Annotated in this window: 10 protein-coding genes and 1 tRNA gene; 6 read left to right on the top strand and 5 right to left on the bottom strand. The window is 50.6% G+C overall.

Annotation, left to right across the window (positions count from 1 at the left end):
* Positions 1-12 precede the first annotated feature (12 nt).
* The 3 genes from ACO0K9_RS10885 to ACO0K9_RS10875 form a co-directional block, all read right to left on the bottom strand.
* The gene (locus tag ACO0K9_RS10885) at positions 13-1,605 is read right to left on the bottom strand and encodes a GMC family oxidoreductase (protein ID WP_422984674.1); all 1,593 of its coding nucleotides are present in this window, start codon (positions 1,603-1,605) and stop codon (positions 13-15) included.
* Positions 1,606-1,740: 135 nt separating this feature from the next.
* On the bottom strand, positions 1,741-4,017 hold the full coding sequence (locus tag ACO0K9_RS10880) for a PAS domain-containing protein (protein ID WP_422984672.1): 2,277 nt from the start codon (positions 4,015-4,017) through the stop codon (positions 1,741-1,743).
* Between the two features lie 69 nt (positions 4,018-4,086).
* Positions 4,087-4,554, bottom strand: coding sequence for a thioredoxin family protein (locus ACO0K9_RS10875; RefSeq protein WP_422984670.1), 468 nt, complete (start codon positions 4,552-4,554; stop codon positions 4,087-4,089).
* Positions 4,555-4,729: 175 nt separating this feature from the next.
* Between ACO0K9_RS10875 and dinB the strand changes: the two genes are divergently transcribed.
* Positions 4,730-5,785 carry a DNA polymerase IV gene (dinB, locus tag ACO0K9_RS10870; RefSeq protein WP_422984668.1) on the top strand — a complete coding sequence of 352 codons (1,056 nt, stop codon included), beginning with the start codon at positions 4,730-4,732 and terminating at the stop codon, positions 5,783-5,785.
* 72 nt (positions 5,786-5,857) lie between these two features.
* Here the strand turns inward: dinB and ACO0K9_RS10865 are convergent, their stop codons facing one another.
* Together ACO0K9_RS10865 and ACO0K9_RS10860 are read right to left on the bottom strand one after the other, a co-directional pair.
* Positions 5,858-8,629, bottom strand: coding sequence for a M16 family metallopeptidase (locus ACO0K9_RS10865; RefSeq protein WP_422984666.1), 2,772 nt, complete (start codon positions 8,627-8,629; stop codon positions 5,858-5,860).
* A 271-nt stretch (positions 8,630-8,900) separates the two neighbouring features.
* A tRNA-Arg gene (locus tag ACO0K9_RS10860) sits at positions 8,901-8,977 on the bottom strand.
* 291 nt (positions 8,978-9,268) lie between these two features.
* Between ACO0K9_RS10860 and ACO0K9_RS10855 the strand changes: the two genes are divergently transcribed.
* The 5 genes from ACO0K9_RS10855 (at position 9,269) to ACO0K9_RS10835 (ending at position 20,896) form a co-directional block, all read left to right on the top strand.
* Positions 9,269-9,817, top strand: a complete 549-nt coding sequence (locus ACO0K9_RS10855) for a c-type cytochrome (RefSeq protein ID WP_422984664.1) — start codon at positions 9,269-9,271, stop codon at positions 9,815-9,817.
* Positions 9,818-10,404: 587 nt separating this feature from the next.
* Positions 10,405-13,185, top strand: a complete 2,781-nt coding sequence (locus ACO0K9_RS10850; RefSeq protein ID WP_422984662.1) for a TonB-dependent receptor — start codon at positions 10,405-10,407, stop codon at positions 13,183-13,185.
* A gap of 693 nt (positions 13,186-13,878) precedes the next feature.
* The gene (locus ACO0K9_RS10845; RefSeq protein WP_422984660.1) at positions 13,879-14,067 is read left to right on the top strand and encodes a hypothetical protein; all 189 of its coding nucleotides are present in this window, start codon (positions 13,879-13,881) and stop codon (positions 14,065-14,067) included.
* Positions 14,068-14,159: 92 nt separating this feature from the next.
* Positions 14,160-17,276 carry a TonB-dependent receptor gene (locus ACO0K9_RS10840; protein ID WP_422984658.1) on the top strand — a complete coding sequence of 1,039 codons (3,117 nt, stop codon included), beginning with the start codon at positions 14,160-14,162 and terminating at the stop codon, positions 17,274-17,276.
* A 752-nt stretch (positions 17,277-18,028) separates the two neighbouring features.
* Complete coding sequence (locus ACO0K9_RS10835; RefSeq protein ID WP_422984656.1) at positions 18,029-20,896, top strand: TonB-dependent receptor domain-containing protein; 2,868 nt, start codon at positions 18,029-18,031, stop codon at positions 20,894-20,896.
* Positions 20,897-21,149: the final 253 nt, after the last annotated feature.

Here is a 21,149-nt window from a genome sequence, read left to right as displayed (position 1 = left end):
CGGGGAGGGTGTTCAGCTACCCGCCCGTATCATGTCCGCCGCCTTTTCCCCTATCATCATGGCGGGTGCGTTGGTATTGCCACCGATCAGCGTCGGCATGATGGAGGCATCCACTACCCGCAGGCCTGTCATGCCATGTACGCGCAATTGCGGGTCGACCACGGCCGTGTTATCCACCCCCATCTTGCAGGTGCCGACCGGGTGATACACCGTATCGCAGGTCTGGCGCAGGACCGCGCGGATATCATCGTCGCTGTGTACATTGGCGGTCTGGAAGTCGCTGCTGCGTGCAGCTACCAGCGCCGGGGCATTCATCAACTGGCGTGTCAGCTTGAAGCCCTTGACCATGTTTTCCAGGTCGTCCGGATGTTCAAGGAAACGCGGGTTGATCTGTGGTGCTGCCATGGGATCAGCACTGGCCAGCGTCACTTCCCCCACGCTTTTCGGACGCAACAGGCAGACATGGCAGGAATAGCCATGGCCCAGATGCAGTTTGCGCGCATGGTCGTCCAGCATGGCCAGCACAAAATGCAGTTGTATGTCAGGTGCTGACAGCGTCGGGTCGGTCTTCAGGAAGCCACCGCCTTCCGCCCCGTTGGAACTCAATATGCCGCGTCGCTGTTGTTGATAACGCCGGAATTCTTTCACCATGCGCACGCTGCCAGCGGCAGAAAAGCCCAGCAGGTCGAGGCTCTTGGCGCGGTATTTGAAGACGAAATCAGGATGATCCTGCAAATTCTGACCGACGCCGGGCAAGTCATGCACGACTTCTATCCCCATGTTCCGCAATGCCTTGCCATTGCCGACACCGGACAGCATCAGCAATTGCGGAGTCTGGAAGGCACCTGCCGCCAGCAGCACTTCACGCCTGGCTTTCAGTATCTTGATTTGCCTGCCCTGGCGATATTCGACACCGACGGCGCGCTTGCCTTCAAACAGGATGCGGGTCACGTGGCAGTCGGTTTCCACCTGCAGGTTCTGGCGCTTGCCCATATGTGGATGCAGGTAAGCTCGCGCAGCGGTCCAGCGCTCACCATTGTGCTGGGTGACCTGGTAGATGCCTATGCCTTCCTGGTCTTCGCCATTGAAGTCGGTATTGATGCGAAAACCGGCCTGGCGCGCAGCTTCCAGGTAAATTTGCTGATACGGATTGTCGCTGCGCAATTCGCTGACATGCAGGGGGCCAGACTGGCCATGATACGGGCCACCGTGGGTTTCATTGTTTTCCGAACGCTTGAAGTAGGGCAGCACTTCATCAAACGACCAGCCGGGATTGCCTAGCGCCGCCCAGTGATCGTAATCCTGCTTGTGGCCACGGATATACACCATCGCATTGATGCCGGAAGAACCACCCAGCATCTTGCCACGCGGCTGATAGCCACGGCGGCCATTCAGGCCGGGTTGCGGCAGGGTTTCAAAAGCCCAGTTATTCAGTTTGGTCGGCAGCATGGCGATCACCGCAGCCGGGGTATTCACCACCCAGCTATCTGCCTTGGCACCGGATTCCAGTACGGTGACGTGCAGAGCCGGGTCTTCAGTCAGGCGTCCGGCAACTGCACAGCCGCCCGAACCACCGCCAACGACGATAAAATCAGTAGTAGTCATTTCGTCTCTCTTATGTTTTTGCGATCTTGCCGGACTCATCGTTCCGTTGTAATTTCAGATAGTAAACCTTTGAGCTGTCACTGTAACTGTTGAAAACAGAGCGCCTTCCACGCTTACTGCCTGCCTGAAAGTATTTCAGCGATACACATCAAATTCAAACCAGAAGGTGGTGCCTACATCCGGTGTGCTGTGGAAGCCGATTTGTCCATGCATTTTTTCCAGCATGGCCTTGGTAATCGACAGACCCAGCCCGGTTCCGCCTTTTTGCCTGGTGTTGGTGCCGTCGGCCTGGGTAAATGGTTCAAACAGGTGTTCCTGGAATTCTGGCGCAATGCCGCTGCCGCGGTCGCTGACTTCCACCCGGTAGCGCGGCCCCGCATTCATGATATGCAGTGACACTGCATCACCCTCACGCGAGAACTTGGCGGCGTTCGACATCAGGTTGGCCATGACTTGCATCAGCCTGTCAGTGTCGGCCAGTATCCAGGCATGCGGCGGACAGCTTTCCAGCTTCAGGCTGACCTTCAGTGAAGCGGCATAGGACATATTCGATTCGATGGCATTCTGGACCAGGCTTACCAGATCCAGCGCTTCCGATTTGAAAATCATCTTGCCGCTGGCCAGTTTGTCCATGTCCAGTATGTCATTGACCAGGGTAATCAGGCGCTTGCTGTTATTGTGGGCGATGCGTATCAGGTGTTCTGCCTGCGGCGGCAAGATACCGCTGACGCCAGATTCCAGCAAACTGAGCGAGCCGCGTATCGAGGTCAGCGGCGTACGCAATTCATGGCTGACCACGGAAATGAATTCGGTCTTCAGGCGGTTCATGCGCAGGCGGTCGCTGATATCCATGGCAAAGGCGACCCATTCACGTTCGGAATTTTCCAGATGGCTAAGGCCGACCAGGATGGGCACGCCGTTATTATCTCCCTGCTGCAACATGATTTCGAAAGGCACGGTAGTGCCGGTCCGTATCAAATCCTGGTATGCCTGTTGACAGATCTTGATATCCTGTTGCGACAACAGGGTTTCCCACACCTTGCTGTGGGTCAGCAAATAGTCGCGGTTATAACCGCTGAACTGGGTGAAGACGTCATTGACGTCCAGTATCTGTCCCGCTTCATTGCCCTGGATGATGCCGATCAGGCTGGAATTCATCAGCCTTTGCAGGCGCTGCTCGCTATTGCGCAGGGCATCCAGCATGGTTTTTTGCTCGGTGATGTCCTGTATCATCCACACAGCACCCTTGACATAGCCACCGCTAGGCAAGGCACGCCCGGCGATGCGGCCGATGAACGCTTCTCCATTATGGCGACGCAGAGGCCATTCCAGTTCGACCAGTTCATCTGCCAGTAAGCCGGGGATGACCTGTTTGCTGAACGCTTCATAGTCTGCCTGGTTCTGGTACAGGAAAGCGGTTTGCTGCCCTATCATGGCCTGTACATCGTGGAAGCGACAGAGTTCGGCCAGCGCCTTGTTGGCACGGACGATCACGCCGTCACTGACAAACATGATGCCGACCGGGACATTGGTAATCAGGATTTCCAGCTCTTTCGCCAACACCTTGTAGCGGTCTTTGCTGGATTTCAGCAGTTCCTGGTTTTGATGCAGCATGTCTTCGATCTGCTTGCGTTCGGTAATATCGATATGGGTGCCAACCATGCGCAGCGGCAGGCCACTGCTATCCCATTCGACGATGCTGCCCAGCGACATGATCCAGCGCCAGGCGCCAGCCTTGTTCTTTTGTCGGAATTCAGCATGGTAGTCACCCTTGCCCATGCCCTGGGCATGGGCTTTATAGGCTTTCTTAAGACTTTTGACATCATCCGGGTGCACCCCCGTGCCCCAGAAATAATCCCAGAACAGTTGCGGCGTAGCAAAGTCATCCGGGTCGTAACCCAGCATCTGCAGGTATTCCGGACTGAAACTGCCTTCGCCGGTTTGTAGATTGATATCGTACAGCCCCTGGTTTGAAGCCTTCATGACCAGGCGGCGCTGGCGTTCGGCAGCCTGCAATCTTTGCTCGGTCAGCTTGCGTTCGGTATTGTCTGTCAGAAAGCCATGCCACAATATACTGCCATCCGGCAATAATTCTGGCGTGGCATTCCCCATCACCCAGCGGTCTGGCTTGTCGGCAGAAATGATGCGGTATTCCTGGTGCCAGACGCTGAGATCGGTATACGATTTACGTATCGCGACTATCATTTTCGGCAAATCATCCGGATGTATGATGCTTGCCAGGAAACGGGCATCTTCACGCAACTGTTCTGCCTTGACCCCAAAAAAAGTGCTGACGGCATCGCTGGCGTATGGGAAACAGACGCGGCCATCCGGATAACGCCGGTATTGATAAAACATGACCGGCAGATGATGCGAAAAACTCGATAACAGATGATGGCTGCGTCTCAGCATGTCCAGCTCCGCCTGATCAGGCGGAAGCATGGGTGGGGGAGACAGATCAGACATCCGGATTGACCATGCTTAGTGATACAGGGCGGTGATTTCATCAAAAAAATCATATACCCCTTGCTCACTCATTTTGCGGGCATTCGACAATTCGCCACCTTTGGATGCATACAGCACACTATTGTCCGGCCTTAACAAGACCGCTGCCGGTATCCCCTTTTTGGTCGGCGTGCCATAGCTATCGGACAGGTCCATATTTTTATCGAACTGGCCGACATTCACCTTGACGGTGACAAACTTGCTGTTCAGCAGGGGGGCGTTTTTGCCATGCATGGATTTGTCCAGTTCCAGGCAATCCTTGCACCAGTTGGCACCGAAGATCACCAGAACTTTTTTGTCACTTTTTTGAGCTTCTGCCAGCGCTTTGGTGATGGCGGTCCTGGCATCGGCGCTTTCATCATAGACTTGCGCCGGATTGGTGCCGGCATGCGCCATGCTCAAGCCAAAAACCATAGTACAAATCAGCGAAAACAGTTTTTTCATCACCTATCCTTCAAAAAAAGCATGCAAATCGTGTTGCGGAAGATAAGACTATCTTAGCTTAAACCACAACAACTAGTCATTTCTTACAAGAATTAGTCGCATTTATACTGTATGTATGCTCAGTTAAACCCTGGATTCGGGATAAAATACGGTATTCTTACTTTGAGTAGCCAGTTTGAAAAAGATTATCCATTGCGACTGTGACTGTTTTTATGCAGCGATAGAGATGCGTGATGATCCGACGCTGCGTGGAAAACCCCTGGCGGTGGGCGGTAAGCCCGACCAGCGCGGGGTGGTGGCGACCTGTAATTATGAAGCGCGCCGCTTCGGCATCCGTTCGGCCATGCCGATGTCACAGGCGGTGCGGCGCTGCCCGGACCTGCTGATCATGCCGCCGACTATGGAAAAATACCGGGTAGCCTCGCGCCAGATCCTGGCGATTTACCGTGATTACACCGATGCAGTGGAACCGCTGTCGCTGGATGAAGCTTATCTGGATGTCAGCCATTCCACCCAGTACAAAGGCAGTGCCACCCTGATAGCGCAAGAGATACGGGCGCGCATTGCCGACACGGTGGGCATTACTGCATCTGCCGGGGTGGCACCGAACAAGTTCCTGGCCAAGATCGCAAGTGACTGGAACAAGCCAGATGGCATGTTCGTCATTTTGCCCGACCAGGTGGAAGACTTCGTCGCCGCTTTGCCGGTGGCCCGCCTGTTTGGTGTCGGCAAGGTCACTGCCGCCAAACTGCATTCCATGGGCATCCATGAATGCCGCGACTTGCTGACCTGGTCGCTACCGGACCTGATGCAGCATTTTGGCAAACTGGGGAATAATCTGTACCAGCTTTGCCGTGGCATAGACCGGCGTGAAGTATGCGCTTACTCGGAACGTAAATCAGTGAGTGTGGAAGAAACCTATACCATCGATTTACCGGATTTAGCCACCTGCCAGGCCGAGTTGCCGGTCCTGTTCAAGTCCTTGCAGCAGCGCATGCAAAGGGCGGCAGCAGAAGACAGTATACAGAAGCTGTATGTCAAAATCCGTTTTTCAGATTTTCGCGTCACCACGGTGGAATGCGGTGCCAGGGCGCTGGATCAGGACATGTATGCACAACTGCTGGCAACCGGCTATTCTCGCCGCCAGTTACCAGTACGCCTGCTGGGTCTGGGAACGCGGCTAGCCGATGAGAAAACCGAGAGTCAGTTGAATTTGTTTGGTGGTGAATAGCTGCAAGGACTTTCCTCATGAGAAGGAGGGAATTCCTTGCAGCCTGGTTTGTAGGCTTACTTGATTGTAGGCTTATTTGAAATCACCCGCAAAAACCCGCACCAGCTTGTCATAACCCAGATGCCGGTTCATGGCTTCCTTGATGGTGGTGACGCTCAGGCCCTGGATTTTCTTTTCCATCTCGGCATCAAATTGCATATTACGACCCAGATACAGGTTGGTGGTCAGTGTGGATGCGAGGGCATTGTCCTGGCTGCGTTCCAGTTGCATTTGCTGTAGCAGGCTCTTCTTGCCGTCTTCCAGTTCGGCGGCGCTAAAGCCATCTTTCAGGGCGCGGCTAATTTCTTCCCGTATGCCGGTTTCCAGCTTGACGCGGTTTTGCGGTGCATAAATGGCCGCGACCGAGAAGGAAGCGACTTCATCCAGGGATGAGCCATTGAAGGAGGAACTACCGCCATAACTGATGCCGTCTTTTTGGCGTATGCGTTCCAGGATGCGTGAGTTAAAACTACCACCCAGCAGGTAATTACCCATCACCAGTGCCGGGTAGTCAGGATGTTTGATGCCGACGGGTACCTGCATGCTGGCATAGAAGAAGGCATTGGCCTTGTCCGGTGTGATCAATTGTTTTTCTTCGGCCTTGGTGGCGCGATAAGGCCTGGCCAGGCGGCTGAAGTTTTGCTGTGCCTTCCAGTCACCAAAGGCGGTCTGCAACTGGGTTTTGATGGCGGCTGCATCGAACTCGCCAACGATGGACAATTGCGCCTGGTTAGCCTGGTTGACACCGTAGAACTCTTTCCAGAATGCCTTGGCATCGGCAAGTTTGGCGGTTTTCAGGGCGGCAATCTGTTCATCGATGGAGCGCTGGTAACGCGGGTCATCTGCCGGCCAGTTGTTCAATGCTTTTCTGGCGGCATCCACTGCAATGGCCTGTGGGTCTTTGCGCGATTCTTCCAATTGGGCCAGTTGGGCATTGATCAGTTGGGTAAATTCGGTTTCGCTGAAGGCCGGTTGGCGCAGGGCATCATGCAACAGTTCCAGTACCCTTGGCAGGTTGTCGCGTACGGTTTCTGCATTGATGTAGACGGTTGCCGCACTACCACCGATTTGCAGCTTGGCCTTGAGTTTGTCGAGTTCTTCGGTGAATTGCTGGCGGCTGAGTTTTTCAGTACCACGGTTCAGCATGGCGGCCGCCAGTTCACCGGCACTGACCTTGCCTTTCAGGCTGTTTTCATCACCCAAGTTCAGCATCATGGACAGCACCACGGTATTGCCACGCGTGGTTTTTGGCAGCAGCGCATACTTGAAGCCATTGCTGAGTGCACCGGTCTGGGTGCGCTTGTCTATATTGTCTGGGGTAGTGGCAAAATTTTCTGCCTGCGCCAGGGCCACGCCAGGTTTGAATTCCTTGATCTGTTCATCGACTGCGACTTTGGCCGGGGCCGGTACGCGTTCAGGTTTGTCGCTAGGGATGAAGCTGCCGGAAGTACGATTGGTGGATTTCAGCCAGGTCGTGGCCACCCTTTGTACTTCATCGACTTTCAATGCCTTGACGCGGTCACGGAACAGGAAGAACAGGCGCCAGTCACCACTGGCGATGCTTTCTGACAAAGACACGCCAAGTTTTTCCGGATCATTGAAGACCTGGGCAATGTCGGAATCCAGCTTGGACTTGGCACGCGCCAGTTCGGCTTCGGTGACCGGGGTTTTGTCAAAACTTTCTATGGTTTCCAGTAAAATCTTTTTCGCTTCCGGGACACTCTGTTCGGTACGCATAGTTGCGCCCAGCAGCAGGAAGCCAGGTTCTTCCAGATTGGCTGCCCATGGGAATACATCAGTGGTTTTCTTGGTTTCCACCAGGGCCTTGTACAGGCGGCCATTCGGTGTATCACCCAGTATCAGGGCCAGTGCCTCTGTCGCTGCATAATCGGGATGCGCTGCCGGCACGGTATGGTACAGCGCCACCACGGCCTGCGAATCGCCGACGCGGCGTACGGTCACGTCACGTTCGCCGTCCTGCACCGGGTCCAGGGTATAGGTGGTTTCTATCTGGCGTTTCGGTCTGGGGATTTTGCCGAAATGGGTACTGATCAGTTGCAGCGTCTGCTTTGCATCAAAGGCTCCGGCGACGATAAGGGTGGCATTGTCCGGCTGGTAATATTTGCGCCAGAAAGCCTGCAGGTGCGGGATATTGACGTTTTCCACGTCGGTGCGGGCACCGATGGTGTCCTTGCCATAGTTATGCCATTGGTGGGCGCTGGAAATGACGCGCTGTATCAGGGTACCGACGGGCGAATTTTCATTTTTTTCCATCTCATTGCGGACGACAGAAAATTCGGTCTTCAGGTCTTCACCAGAAATTCGCGAATTCACCATGCGGTCTGCTTCCATGGAAAGCGCCCAGGCCAGGGTTTCAGGCTTGGCGGCAAAGGTTTCATAGTAATTGGTGCGGTCCAGCCAGGTTGTGCCATTGAACTGCACACCGCGCTGCGACAGTTCTTCCCACAGGCGAGGATGGGCTTTGCTGCCCTTGAACATCAGATGTTCCAGCAAGTGGGCCATGCCGGTTTCGCCATAGTTTTCATGACGCGAACCAACGCGGTAAGTAATATTCACGGTGGTGGTCGGCTTACTGGCATCCGGTACCAGCAATACCCGCATGCCGTTGGCAAGCTGGTATTCATCTATGCCTTCCACCTGGCGTATCAGTTTCAAGCCTGCCGGCAAGGCAGCTTTGGCAAGCGGCGCTGCCTGGTCCGCCGCCATCGTGGCGGGCGACATGGTGGCACAGGCCAGGGCAATGGGCAGACTAAGCGTAGTGAGCTGGAGACGGCTTGATTTCATAAGCGACCTTCATATGTCATGTGAATGGGAAAAACCTGCACCTGTTATGCCATAGGGATACCGGTATGACAGAACAGATAGGGGCGGGTTCAAAAAATGAAATACTTGCAAGGCAATTAAGCTTGGCTAGCATATAGCAGATGGCGTAATTTCTACAAGGACATAGAAAATGGTGGTGGCTGGGGTCGGTCGTAGATAGCTACTGACACTGAGCAATTAGCACTGAACCTCCGGCTGGTATAAACAGGGAAGTCAGTGACAGGAAGGAATTTGGTGCGCCAGACACGAATCGAACGTGCGACCCCAGCCTTCGGAGGGCTGTACTCTATCCAACTGAGCTACTGGCGCTTGGGTATGCTGTTTTGAACTCACTAAAATTAGCAACGACAATGACAATGAGTTCTGGTAATGCAAGGGCAACATTCTAACCTAAATTGGCCATTTCCTCCTGTCTCACACCAAGGAATTTGTCGTTAAACGACTTGGAATTTTTGTATTCTTGCTTAAGTGCTCCTGCTTTTCATTCCAAACAGGGCACTTTCACACTATAATCCCAAGCTTTGGCAATTGCTCGCGCAAGCGGCGTGCCTGCATTCCCGATTTATTTTCAGCACCTAATTTATTTGCAACGAGGAAACCATGAGCGACGCGCACGACGAACACGAATCAGCGATCAAGACCCCTAAGCAACTCATCGTTGCTATTCTCGCCGGATTCCTGGTCCCCATTATCGCCATTGTCTTGCTGGTACAGTATGTATCGAATGACAAGAAAGTCGGCGCTGGCTCTTCTGCACTGACACCAGAAGCGACCGCGGCACGTATCAGCCCGGTTGCTGACCAGGGTTTTACTTTTAAAGATGCAAGTGGTCCTAAAACTTTACAGGCAGGCGAAACCGTCTACAAGACCATCTGCGCGGCTTGTCATGATGCTGGTGCTGCCGGTTCACCAAAATTTGGTGATGCAGGTGCATGGGGTCCACGTATTGCCCAGGGTTACGACAAATTAGTGGCCAATGCCATCTCCGGTATTCGTGCCATGCCAGCCAAAGGCGGCAATCCAGATCTGGATGATGTAGAAGTCGCCCGTGCCGTGGTTCACATGGCCAATGCAGGTGGTGCCAAGTTCAAGGAACCAGAAGTCAAGGCTGCACCAGCGGCAGCCTCGGCAGAAGCTTCAGCCAAGTAATTCTCTCGCCAGTTTTCTGGTGCCTTAACAAAAACCCCGGTGCGCCGGGGTTTTTGCTTTTCTGCTTTCGGTTTTCTCCCTCATTCTTTTAGTCGGTGATTTTTTATTTTTTTGCATTGTATCTTTGAGTGCTTAATATGTTAAGTGCACAAATTTAGGGCAAATTTTTAGAAGTAAAAAAACACTAATTGTCGTTTTCATCTTACATCTTCGTGGTACTACCAAATTGCAAGAAAAGTAATTTTCGAGAGGAGTAGTAGTAGAAAAACTATGTTACAAAACAGTTAAAATTATTTTCGTTTTTCCGGAACTTTCGTCCTATTCTGTAGACTTATGTAAGCGCCATGTTTCAAGAAAGTGGGCAAAATTAATCAAGTGTTGTTTTTTCGTCGTTTGTACTATTTCAAGATTGACAGCAGATTCTCCAAAATGGTTTCATTCTAGAGCTAAATTTTTGAAAGAATTTTATTCAAAAATTCCTCAAGAATGGAAAGATTTTTCCATTTTAATTTGGTAATTTTGCTTATCCGCAAAATTTATCTGGTTGTCACAGAATTGTTAGTAATGTACAAACAACGGAGCAAAAAGTGATTAAAGAAAAAACCATTTCAAGATCAGTACGGCTGATCTGTTCTAGCGGTCTGGTGCTGAGCATGGGTGTTTTGGCACCAACAGCTTTCGCACAAGACGGTGTCCAAAAGGTAGAAATTACCGGTTCCAGTATCAAGCGTACTGAAACAGAAGGTGTTGCAACGACTCAGATACTGAGCCGCAAAGACATCGAGCAAACAGGCAAGACTTCCATCGCTGACGTGGTACGCAGTATCTCTGCGGATAACAACGGCAGTATCAGTGGCTCTTTCACCAATGGTTTCGCCGGTAGTGCTTCCGGTGTTTCCCTGCGTGGTTTGAGCGTCAGTTCGACTCTGGTGTTGATCAATGGTCGTCGCACGGCACCTTATGGTTTCGGTGATGACGGTCAACGCAGCTTCGTTGATCTGAATTCCATTCCTCTGGATGCGGTTGAACGTATCGAGATTCTGAAAGATGGCGCTTCGGCGATTTATGGCTCCGACGCGATTGCCGGCGTGGTCAACATCATATTGCGCCAAAATTATGTTGGTCAATCGGTTGCTGCCAGTATTGGTCAATCTTCCCGTGGCGATGGCCGCGTCTCCAGCGCTTCGGCATCGATAGGTTTTGGTAATCTGCAAACCGAAAAATACAATGTGTTTATGACCATTGATGCCAAGAAACAAGAAAAAATCTGGCAAAAAGACCGTGACGATTACATCGGCCAGGCCGATGCCCGTCCATGGGGCGGGCGCGATCAACGCGCCGGTTTCATCACTTCCGGTAATGCTGGCGGCAGCAATATGCTGGGTTCAGTACGCCCTGTGAGTGCCACTGGCGCTACCATTCCTGGTCGCGGCATACAGCAATTGGCAGGTACTTGCGATCCAAAAAATCTGGACCCAGTAGGCGGTACATCGCTGGATAACGCCGGCGCGGGTTGTATGTACGATCCAGTGCAATATCAAACCATTCAGCCAGAAACACAGAATCTGAACCTGTATGCACGCGGCACTTTCGCTATCAATGACACGACGACTGCCTATACAGAACTCGGTTTGTTCAACAACAAGGCAAAAACCCAGACTACGCCTTCCGGCCTGACTGGCGCTGGTTTCGATCTGGTGAATGCACGCGTCAACAATACCGGCACTGGTCCTGACCAGTTGCTGCTGCCTATCGGCCATCCAGACAATCCATTTACTGATGCACGCGCCCGTCCACGCTGGATTGATGCTACTCGCCCACGTACCGCCGATCTGGAAACCACGGTTACCCGTTTCCTGGCAGGCGTAAAAGGTAATTTCGCTGAATGGGATTACGATACCGGCTTCCTGTATGCCGAAAGTAAAACAGACAAGACACAAAACGGCTACTATCGCCAGTCTGCGCTGAAAGCAGCGATTGCAAATGGTAGTTTCCGCATTGGTCAGGGTCGTGTCAATACACCTGACGTGCTGGCACTGGTTTCACCAACACTGGTCAATTCCGGTGTGACCAAGAGCACATCCGTGGATTTCAAAGCCACTCGTGAACTGATGCAATTGTCGGGCGGTGCCATGGCCATCGCGGTTGGCGCAGAATATCGCAAAGAAGAAACCAACAGCGAAGCAACACCATTCACCAACACCAATGATATCGCTGGTCTGGGTTACTCTGCTGCCAAAGGTTCACGCAACGTCGCCGCACTCTACACAGAGTTGGCTATCCCTGTCCTGAAATCGCTGGAATTCCAGTTGGCTGCCCGTTCAGACAAATACTCTGACTATGGTCGTTCCACGACACCAAAAGCCGGCTTCAAATTCACCCCGACCAATACCATCGCTTTCCGCGGTACGTATGCTGAAGGTTTCCGTGCTCCTAGCGCGGCAGAGAATGGCGATAGTGCTGTAGCAGCATTTACCAACATTCCTAGCGACCCTATCCGCTGCGCAGTGACCAAACTGGCGGCTGACTGCTCTTCACAAAATGTGGGCGCAATTACCGTTGGCAATAAAAACATCAAGCCTGAAACTTCCAAGAGCTATAGCCTTGGTCTGGTTGTAGAACCGATCAAGAACTTCAGCATTTCTCTGGACTGGTGGAAAATTGTTCGTGACGGCGAAATCAGTGGTTCTGACCCAGGCGCGATTGTTGCCAATCCAGCTGGTTACCCGGACGCTCAAATCGTTCGTGGTGAAGCAACTACCAACTTCCCTAATCTGGTTGGTCCTATCCTGATGGTCAAAGCGCCTTACCTGAATGCAGGCAAGACACAGACTTCCGGCCTGGATCTGGACATGCGCGCCAAGTTTGACCTGGGCAGCAATGGCAAGTTGAATGCTGGCGTGGTGGTGACCTACATGAATGAATTCAGAAGAACTGATGCCGACGGTACCGTGCATGAATTTGCTGGTACTCACGGTGACGTGAATCTGTCAGGTGACGGTGGTACACCACGCACTAAAACCAGCTTCACGCTGGGTTGGGAAGGTGGTCCATGGACATTGTCTGGTAACGTCAACTATGTTTCCAGCATCAGCGACACCAATGAAATCGGTGGCGACTGCCTGGACGTAGATGCAAATGGCAAGCCTTACCTCGGTTGCCGTGTTGCTTCATTCACGACCATGGATGTATTTGGTAAATGGAAAATGTCGAAAAACCTGGAATTCACGGCATCCATCACCAATCTGTTCGACAAGATGGCACCACTTGATGTCCAGACTTATGGTCGCATCAACTACAACCCATCCCTGCATCAGTCCGGCGCAGTTGGCCGTTACTTCAATGTTGGCGCACGTTACACATTCTGATAAGAATGTAGACGGCGGATACGTATAAAAGCGCGGCCCCTGCTGTCGCATTACCGGGCAGCGTGGGGTGGGCTGAAATAAAGTATCGGTGTCATTGACATAAAAAACCGCAAGCTTGCTTGCGGTTTTTTTTATTTCAGCTGGTCAAAAACCGTCAGGCTTTATTCTGCAATGTAAAAAGATGAATTATGTCGGCTTGGTACACGCACCCATGAGTTTTGTCTCATTAAAGATACAGAAAAGTATATGAAAGAAAATATATTAACAATTTCGCCTGCCACCATTTTCATAAATTTTGCACAATTTTACATCTGAAGAGCTTTGTAAAGATTGTGTAAATTACAATGCCAATACTTGGAGCTTCAACTTGTGTCGAAAAAGACAAAAAGAAATCCGCGAATTTTTGTCCATTTAATAGGCCCCTGTTGGCAATAAAATTTTGTTCTGAGTCCCCGCGGGTAAATTTAATCGAACAAATTGGCAGTCAGTTATAAGATTAGAAAATATTGACAAGAATAAATAAAAAAATATTACTTTGTTTCGTATTTTTATATCGACTAGTCCCACCCCCCAAACCGGCTTTGCAGCCCGAAAAAACAGCCTTGACACTAAGTTTGTGCAATGGTTCCATGCAATATGAGTACTTTTTGACAGAAAATTTTACACATGTAACTTCAAGATTTGAGTGGAATGATGGCTGTAATTTCCACTCAGTTGATAGTTATCGTGCAATTTTTCTTTGGAAAATATTTATATGACGTTTCGACCATTATTGGCATTAAACATGCATTTCTGCGTGCTGGACAGAGCAAGAAATCGCCGCCTGAGCAATCAAAAGCAAAAGAAGTGAAGCGAATAATGGCAGCAGTAAAAGGGGAGTAAAGGGAGTAGTCAAGGAGTAGTGCGAAATTGGTGAGTTGAAGGACATTTCGTACCGCGTTTCGTCGACATAAAATACTTAGGGAAAAAAACACATGTCCAAGAATAGTCTGGTATTTAAAAAGACGCTGGTTGCCCGTGCGCTGATGTTGGCGTTTGGCGCTAGTGTGATGACAGTTGGTATCAATCAGGTTGCCATGGCGCAATCAAATACAACTGGTACGATCTCAGGTAAGGTTGCTGGCAAGCCGAACACCAGCATTTCCATCGTTGGTGTGGATAATGGTGTCAAGCGCACCATCACACCAGATTCCTCTGGTGCTTTCCGTGTTCCCTCAGTACCAATTGGAAATTATAAGGTGTCGCTGTTAGAAGGTACGTCCGTGGTCGCAACGCAGGATCTTGAAGTCCGCATTGGCCAGGACAGCGAAGCGACCTTCGGTATGCAAGTGGTGCAAATTACACAACGCGCCAAGGCGATTGATATCAAGAGTTCCAATTCCGGGTCTTCCTTCACAGCCAAAGAACTTTCTGTGATCCCGATTGCACCGGCAGTTGCCAACATCGTCCAACTGGCGGGCGGTACGACACGCGCAGAATCCCGTTTCGGTAATAATGCGGCTTCTTTCGGTGGCTCCAGCGCGGCTGAAAATGCGGCGTATATCAACGGCTTTCCAGTGACCAGCGCCTTGTATCAGGTGGGTTATTCTTCCCTGCCATTCGGATCAATTGCGGAAGCCCAGGTGATAACTGGTGGTTATGGTGCTGAATTCGGACGCTCTACTGGCGGTGTCGTCAATATTACGACCAAGAGCGGTACCAATAACTGGGAAATTGGCGCAGGCTTTACGTATGCACCAAATAGTTTGCGTTCAACCCCAAAAGACATTCTGTTTCCCAACACTGGTGCCGCACGTAACGCAGCAACCGACGGCAAAATGTACAACTACAAAGCGGGCGATATTGTAGACGAGAAGGTTTACAACTTTTCTTTGGGCGGCCCTATCATCAAAGACAAGTTGTTTATCTACATAGCGGCCGAAACAACACAAAAAAATACCCAGACAGCGCGCCTGGCGTCTTCTAACACGACCAATAACAAATTGGGTTGGCTTGAGCAAACCTCTGAAGTGCCACGATACCTTGCTAAAATCGACTGGAACATTACAAACGATCACCATTTGGAATACACCCGCATTGGTGATGAGTCCCGAGTAGAAGACAAGTATTTTGGCTTTGATTATGCGACAAATCAACGTAGCTATACCCAGTATGGTGGTGCCACGTTTAAAAACTATGCATCCGGTCTGCTGGGGCTCAATGCCAATGGTGCTGCATTGCAAGCTCCACAGGGCGCAAATATTGATATTCTCAAATATACCGGCTACCTGACTGACGATTTAACTGTACTGGCCCTGGTTGGTCAATCCAAAGTTGACCACGTTCAGACACCATTTGGTTACATTCCTGGTGTAAAACCCTTTACCGCAGCAGACGCCAACCGCGTCCCGGGCGTCAACTACAATGTGACTGATCCACAAACTTTTGCGGGTAGCCTGTTACGCGAAGGTGCCAATGACCAGAATAAGGGCTATCGTTTCGATCTGGAATACAAGGCCACCAAAGAGCATACCGTTCGTGCTGGTCTGGATTACAACAAGATCAATTCGGTTGCCGGTAGTCAGGCTGCTGGTGGTGGTACCTGGACTTATCTACGTGCCACGAATCCGAATGCAGTTCTTTCCGGACACAATATTTCTCCGGCAGCAGGCGGTGGCTATGGCACACAAGGTTATTATGTTGACTTGAATCTGCAGGCTACGGGTTCTACTCCTTCAGTAAAACAATCTGCGCTGTATATCGAAGATCGCTATCAAGTCACCAAAGATGTGCTGCTGACTGTTGGTCTGCGTAGCGAAAGCTTTTCCAACCAAAATGAGGTGGGAACCACTTTCGTTGAGCAGAAAAATCAGATTGCCCCCCGCCTGGCTGCCGTCTGGGACGTGAGCGGTGATGGCTCTCTGAAGGTCTTTGGTACCGCAGGCCGCTATCATTTACCATTGCCAACCAACCTAGCGGTGCGTTTTGCCGGTGCGTCTCTGAACACGGATCAATTCTACACTTATACAGGGGTTGATTCGAAGACGGGTGCCCCTCTTGGCCTGAACAAGATCAGTGGTGTATTGTCAGCTAACTCTGAATTTGGTCAACCGAAAGTTGCGAATGAACTGGCAGCTACCAACCTGAAGGCTCACTATCAGGACGAAATTAATATTGGTTTCGAAAAAGCACTGTCAGCGGAATTCAACGGCGGTGTCAAATTTACTTATCGTAAATTGAAAAATACCATCGACGATTATTCTGATACCCGTGCCATTCTTAAGAAACTGAATGCAGCCGACCTGGCTACTTACAACGCTGCAGGTTTGGGCTGGAATGGTGCGTTGTTCAATCCAGGTCAGGATGCGACTTTCGTTTTCCCATTGGGTAATGGTCAGCAACGTACAATATCCGTGACAGCGGCAGAGATGGGTTTCCCAGAAGGTCCGAAACGTGAATACACAGCTTTGGAATTCATGCTCGAACATCCAATGCGCAATAGCTGGTACGGCAAATTTAACTATACCTGGTCTCGTAGCGAGGGTAATCAGGAAGGCCTGACCAAGTCGGACAATGCACAGTCTGACGTTGGTAACAGCTCTCTGTGGGATTTCCCGGAAACCATGATCAACGGCAGCGGATTATTGCCAAATGATCGTACACACCAATTCAAGGCATATGGTTTGTATGAAATTAATCCTGAGTTTGCGATTGGGGGTAATTTACTGGTGGCATCTGGTCGTCCAAAATCCCTCACGTGCAACATCCCGTCAGCGATGGATCAGGAAGGTCTGGGCCTCTCGCAATATGGCTCCATCTTCTATCTGTGCCCAGCCAGCTCTGGTGTACCAAATGGTCGTGGCGCAGCAGGCCGCTTGCCACGGGATACACGTCTGGATTTGAACTTCATGTATAAGCCAAGCCTGGTCAAAGGCTTGTTGCTGAAAATAGATATCCTGAACGTCTTTAATAAACAGACCGTACAGTCTATCGATGAAGGTTATAACGTCAGGTTGGCAGGCGATGCGGTTAGCCCAACGGCAGGTCAGGAACTGTCGTACACAGCGCCACGCTCTGTCCGCCTGTCGGTTCAGTACAATCACAAGTTCTGAGCCTAGTCTGAGCACGCTGTAAAAAAAGAAATCCCCTGTCAGTAAAAACTGACAGGGGATTTTACATTTTTCGGTGAAAAATAAGATCAGCATGCCCCGGAAAGCAGCCATTTTCAGACGTGATTTTGTTGTGCATTTGCGACAAAAAATTGTTTCAGAATCTCTGCTCTAGTGTGCTCTACAGCAATTGATTCAGCACATTCTTGTACAGTCAGCTTGCTGCCGGACGATTTGAAAATGAATGTGGATAAGCGCAGCGGGAACTATTTTCTTTCTTTTCGAAAACGCACTTTTTAATAACATTTTTTATCAAGAAGATCGCATTTTGGTTATGTAAAAATTCTGTCACAAATGAAATGCGCTAAATTAAATAGATAAATGCGCAAACGAGGCTAAATCGCCACAGATTTCATTGCGAAAATTCCAGCTTTTGATCAAAGAAAATTCATGCGTCCATTCCATTGCAAATGGACACAATCGATGCTTGCCCGGAAGAATGTCAGCCTTGACAACAAACATCCCAAATGGTTCCATGAAAAAAGATGTTTTTTGATGAAAAAATTTACATAAGCAAAAATAAAAAAACAAATGTTTTACATACCCATGTTTAACACAAGGTTTTTACAATGCTGCCAGTCAAAAAACATCAAAGATAGAAATGTGGTTACGCCGTGCAAATAGGGGTCTCACTTACAAGGTGGGGCCTGGCATGCGTAGCCTGACTTATTAGATATATTTTTGGGGGATTAGTCATGGTAGAAAAAATATTGGCCCGATCAGTGCGCCTGATGTTTATAGGCAGTTTCGCGGTCGGTGCAGGCTTGCTGGCACAACCGGCAATGTCGCAAGATGTAGGACAAAAGGTAGAGATCACCGGTTCATCGATTAAACGGATTGCGCAGGAAGGTGCGTTGCCAGTACAAACACTGACACGCAAAGACATAGAACAAAGTGGTTTGAATAATGTGGCAGATCTGGTTGCCGCCTTGCCAGCCATGCAAGGTTTCATTACCGCTTCAGCTTCTGTCAACGGTGGTGGCTTAGGTCGCCAGTCGGCCTCCATCCACGCGATTGGTACGGATTACACCCTGGTGCTGTTGAATGGCCGCCGCATGGCGCCGTATGGCACCGGTAGCGCAGTGAACCTGGGCAGCATCCCCCTGTCCGCAGTAGAGCGCGTAGAGATACTGACGGATGGTGCATCCACCCTGTACGGCTCTGATGCGATTGCCGGTGTGGTCAACTTCATCCTGAAAAAAAATCAGACTGACCTGAACCTGGAAGCAACCCTGACCAGCCCGCAACAAAGCGGTGGTCGCAGTAGCAATTTCTCGATTTCCAAAGGTTTCGGTGATCCAGTCAAGGATGGCTATAACGTCCTGCTTGCGTATAGCCATGATGAACAAAAAGCGCTGGAAGCATCGCAACGCAGTTTTGGTAGCTCCGGTGTTCAGAAGTTCGTCAAGGACGGCAAGATGTATGCCACCTGGCAGACCAGTATCAATTCCATCCCGGCCAATGCGGATATCTATGATTCCCTGGGTAACAACGCCACCTTCTCGCCTGACCTGGTAAATACCAGCAAATGCAATGGTCCAAATACATTTGCCCGCGGCGGTGTGTGCCGCTATGACTATGCGGCAACGGTTCAATTGATGCCAGAGCTGAAGCGTGACAGTTTCTTTGCGTCCGGTAACCTGAAAGTGGGCAAGGACACGACATTGTTCGGTGAACTGGTGATGTCAGATTTATCCAACACCGCTCGTTATGCAGCGCCTGCTCAACCTTTGACCACCTTCAGCACTGATCCTGTGACCGGTGTGAAAGTCATTAATCCGAATTATATCGGTGCTTACAACAAATCTGTTGTGCCACTGCTGGCAGGACAGGGCATCAACCCTAACAATGTGACCGATGCCTTCTTCTATTTCCGTGCCCGTGATGCAGGTGGTCGTGCAGATAAGTACAAAACGGAAGCCCGTCACCTGGTCCTGGGCCTGGAAAGCAATCTTGAAGGCTGGGATTACAGCGCTAACTATACCCATTCCGAAAATACGGAAAGGGATGATGCTGTTTCCGGTTACATGAGTGCCAACCGGTTTGATGCCCTGGTCAAATCCGGCGCTTACAATCCGTATATCATCAATGCGAATGCGGCTTCCATTCTTGCTCCGGCAGTATTGCAGGAAAACCTCAGCGTCACCAAATCCAAGATTGATGTAGTGAGCGCACATGCTTCCAAAGAGCTGTTCGATATGAGTGGCGGCAAGGCACAGCTGGGTCTGGGTGCAGATATGACCAAGCAGTCTTACAATGACGCGCCTAGCGAACTCTCACAAGGCCCTGGCCCGCAACATCCGGCCTGGACGGATGTCATTATCGGTGGTAGCACAGGTTCTCAAGGTCTGGTCGCCTCACGTAAGAGCTGGGGTACCTTTGGCGAATTGCTGATGCCTGTCATCAAGAACCTGGATGTGACAGCAGCCTTGCGTTATGACAGCTATGACGCTGTGAAGAAAGACAATATCAGCTATGACGTCAACGGCAATGCATCGCAGCCGGGCACGCAGGGTATTTCTGTTTCCAAAGCCACGTATAAACTGTCGGCCCGTTACCAACCTATGCAAAGCCTGATGTTGCGCGGTTCTTATGGCACTGGCTTCAAGGCACCAACATTGAACGACGTTTCCGACCCATTGAAAAATGACGGTTCATCGAACGCCTTCCCTTGCCCTATCACCAAGGCATCGGACCCACGTTTTGCCTATTGCCGTGGTACAGCTGAATATGGTCTGCTGAAAAAGGGTAATCCAAGCACAGGTGCAGATGCACTGAAAGCCGAAGAATCCAAACAGGCAGCTTTGGGATTCCGCTTTGAACCAACCAGCAGCCTGTCTTTGGGCCTGGACTGGTGGGACGTGAAATTGAAAAACCAGATCCAGAAATTGTCTCAGGATTTGATTTTCACTACACCAACACTGGCTGATCAGTACATTTCCCTGTACTACGATCCTATCCAGAAATCCAAAGTTCTGGTGGCAAATCGCAGCCCTGTGAATCTGGCCAGCTCACGCTACTCCGGCCTGGACTGGGATGCCACCTTCAAGACCGCCCTGCCTATCGGCAAGCTGTCCATGAACTGGTCTGGTACTTACATGTTGACAGCAGAAAAAGATGTACCTGGTGCCGCCAAGGAAAGCAGCATAGGTCGTTTCGATTCCTATGATGATGTGACCTTCCGTATCATCTCCAGACTCGTGACTTCCCTGAAAGTGTCTGATCAGTACACCCACAGCGTGACCATGAACTACCGTTCCGGTTACCACGACAAAGTGGCATCTGCTGATGACGGCTATGTACGTGGCGTGAATGCAGATGGCAGTATCGGTGGTTATGTGGACATGGTGCGTGATGTCAGCAACTACATGACTTTTGACTATCAACTGCAAGCCAAAGTAATCAAAAATCTGACTATTACAGGTGGTATCCGCAACCTGTTCAATGTCGATCCGCCATTCACCATCCGCAATACTGGTGGTGGTAACCAGGTTGGTTACGATGGTCGCTACACCGATCCACTCGGTCGCACCTTCTATGTCACTGCTGCATACAAGTATTAATTATTGATATGCCGTATAAAAACCCCGGTGAAAAAGCCGGGGTTTTTTTTCGACCAGATATTCTAGTTTTTTTCGGGGCCTGGCCTTTGATCTACAGAAAAAAACACCGACATGCATAGTTCACGTTGAGGTCGATTTGCCAACAAAGCGTTGTTGCCATGGGGAAAGCGTTTAAAGTGTGAAGAAAATTTAGTCAGAACACCCGCTTGGCGAGAATAAGTTAGTCTGCATAAAAAATAGGCAAATTTATATG

The organism is Undibacterium sp. Ji50W (assembly GCF_049340445.1).
Lineage (GTDB): Bacteria > Pseudomonadota > Gammaproteobacteria > Burkholderiales > Burkholderiaceae_D > Undibacterium.
Note: the sequence above shows the minus strand (reverse complement) of the source record. Positions and strands in the feature narration are given on the sequence as shown.

What these genes read in the sequence shown, in the direction of transcription:
- ACO0K9_RS10885 (WP_422984674.1), bottom strand. Translation starts at nt 1,605, where the DNA reads ATGACTACTACTGATTTTATCGTCGTTGGCGGTGGTTCGGGCGGCTGT.
- ACO0K9_RS10880 (WP_422984672.1), bottom strand. Translation starts at nt 4,017, where the DNA reads ATGCTGAGACGCAGCCATCATCTGTTATCGAGTTTTTCGCATCATCTG.
- ACO0K9_RS10875 (WP_422984670.1), bottom strand. Translation starts at nt 4,554, where the DNA reads ATGAAAAAACTGTTTTCGCTGATTTGTACTATGGTTTTTGGCTTGAGC.
- ACO0K9_RS10865 (WP_422984666.1), bottom strand. Translation starts at nt 8,629, where the DNA reads ATGAAATCAAGCCGTCTCCAGCTCACTACGCTTAGTCTGCCCATTGCC.
- ACO0K9_RS10855 (WP_422984664.1), top strand. Translation starts at nt 9,269, where the DNA reads ATGAGCGACGCGCACGACGAACACGAATCAGCGATCAAGACCCCTAAG.
- ACO0K9_RS10845 (WP_422984660.1), top strand. Translation starts at nt 13,879, where the DNA reads ATGGCTGTAATTTCCACTCAGTTGATAGTTATCGTGCAATTTTTCTTT.
- ACO0K9_RS10840 (WP_422984658.1), top strand. Translation starts at nt 14,160, where the DNA reads ATGTCCAAGAATAGTCTGGTATTTAAAAAGACGCTGGTTGCCCGTGCG.
- ACO0K9_RS10835 (WP_422984656.1), top strand. Translation starts at nt 18,029, where the DNA reads ATGGTAGAAAAAATATTGGCCCGATCAGTGCGCCTGATGTTTATAGGC.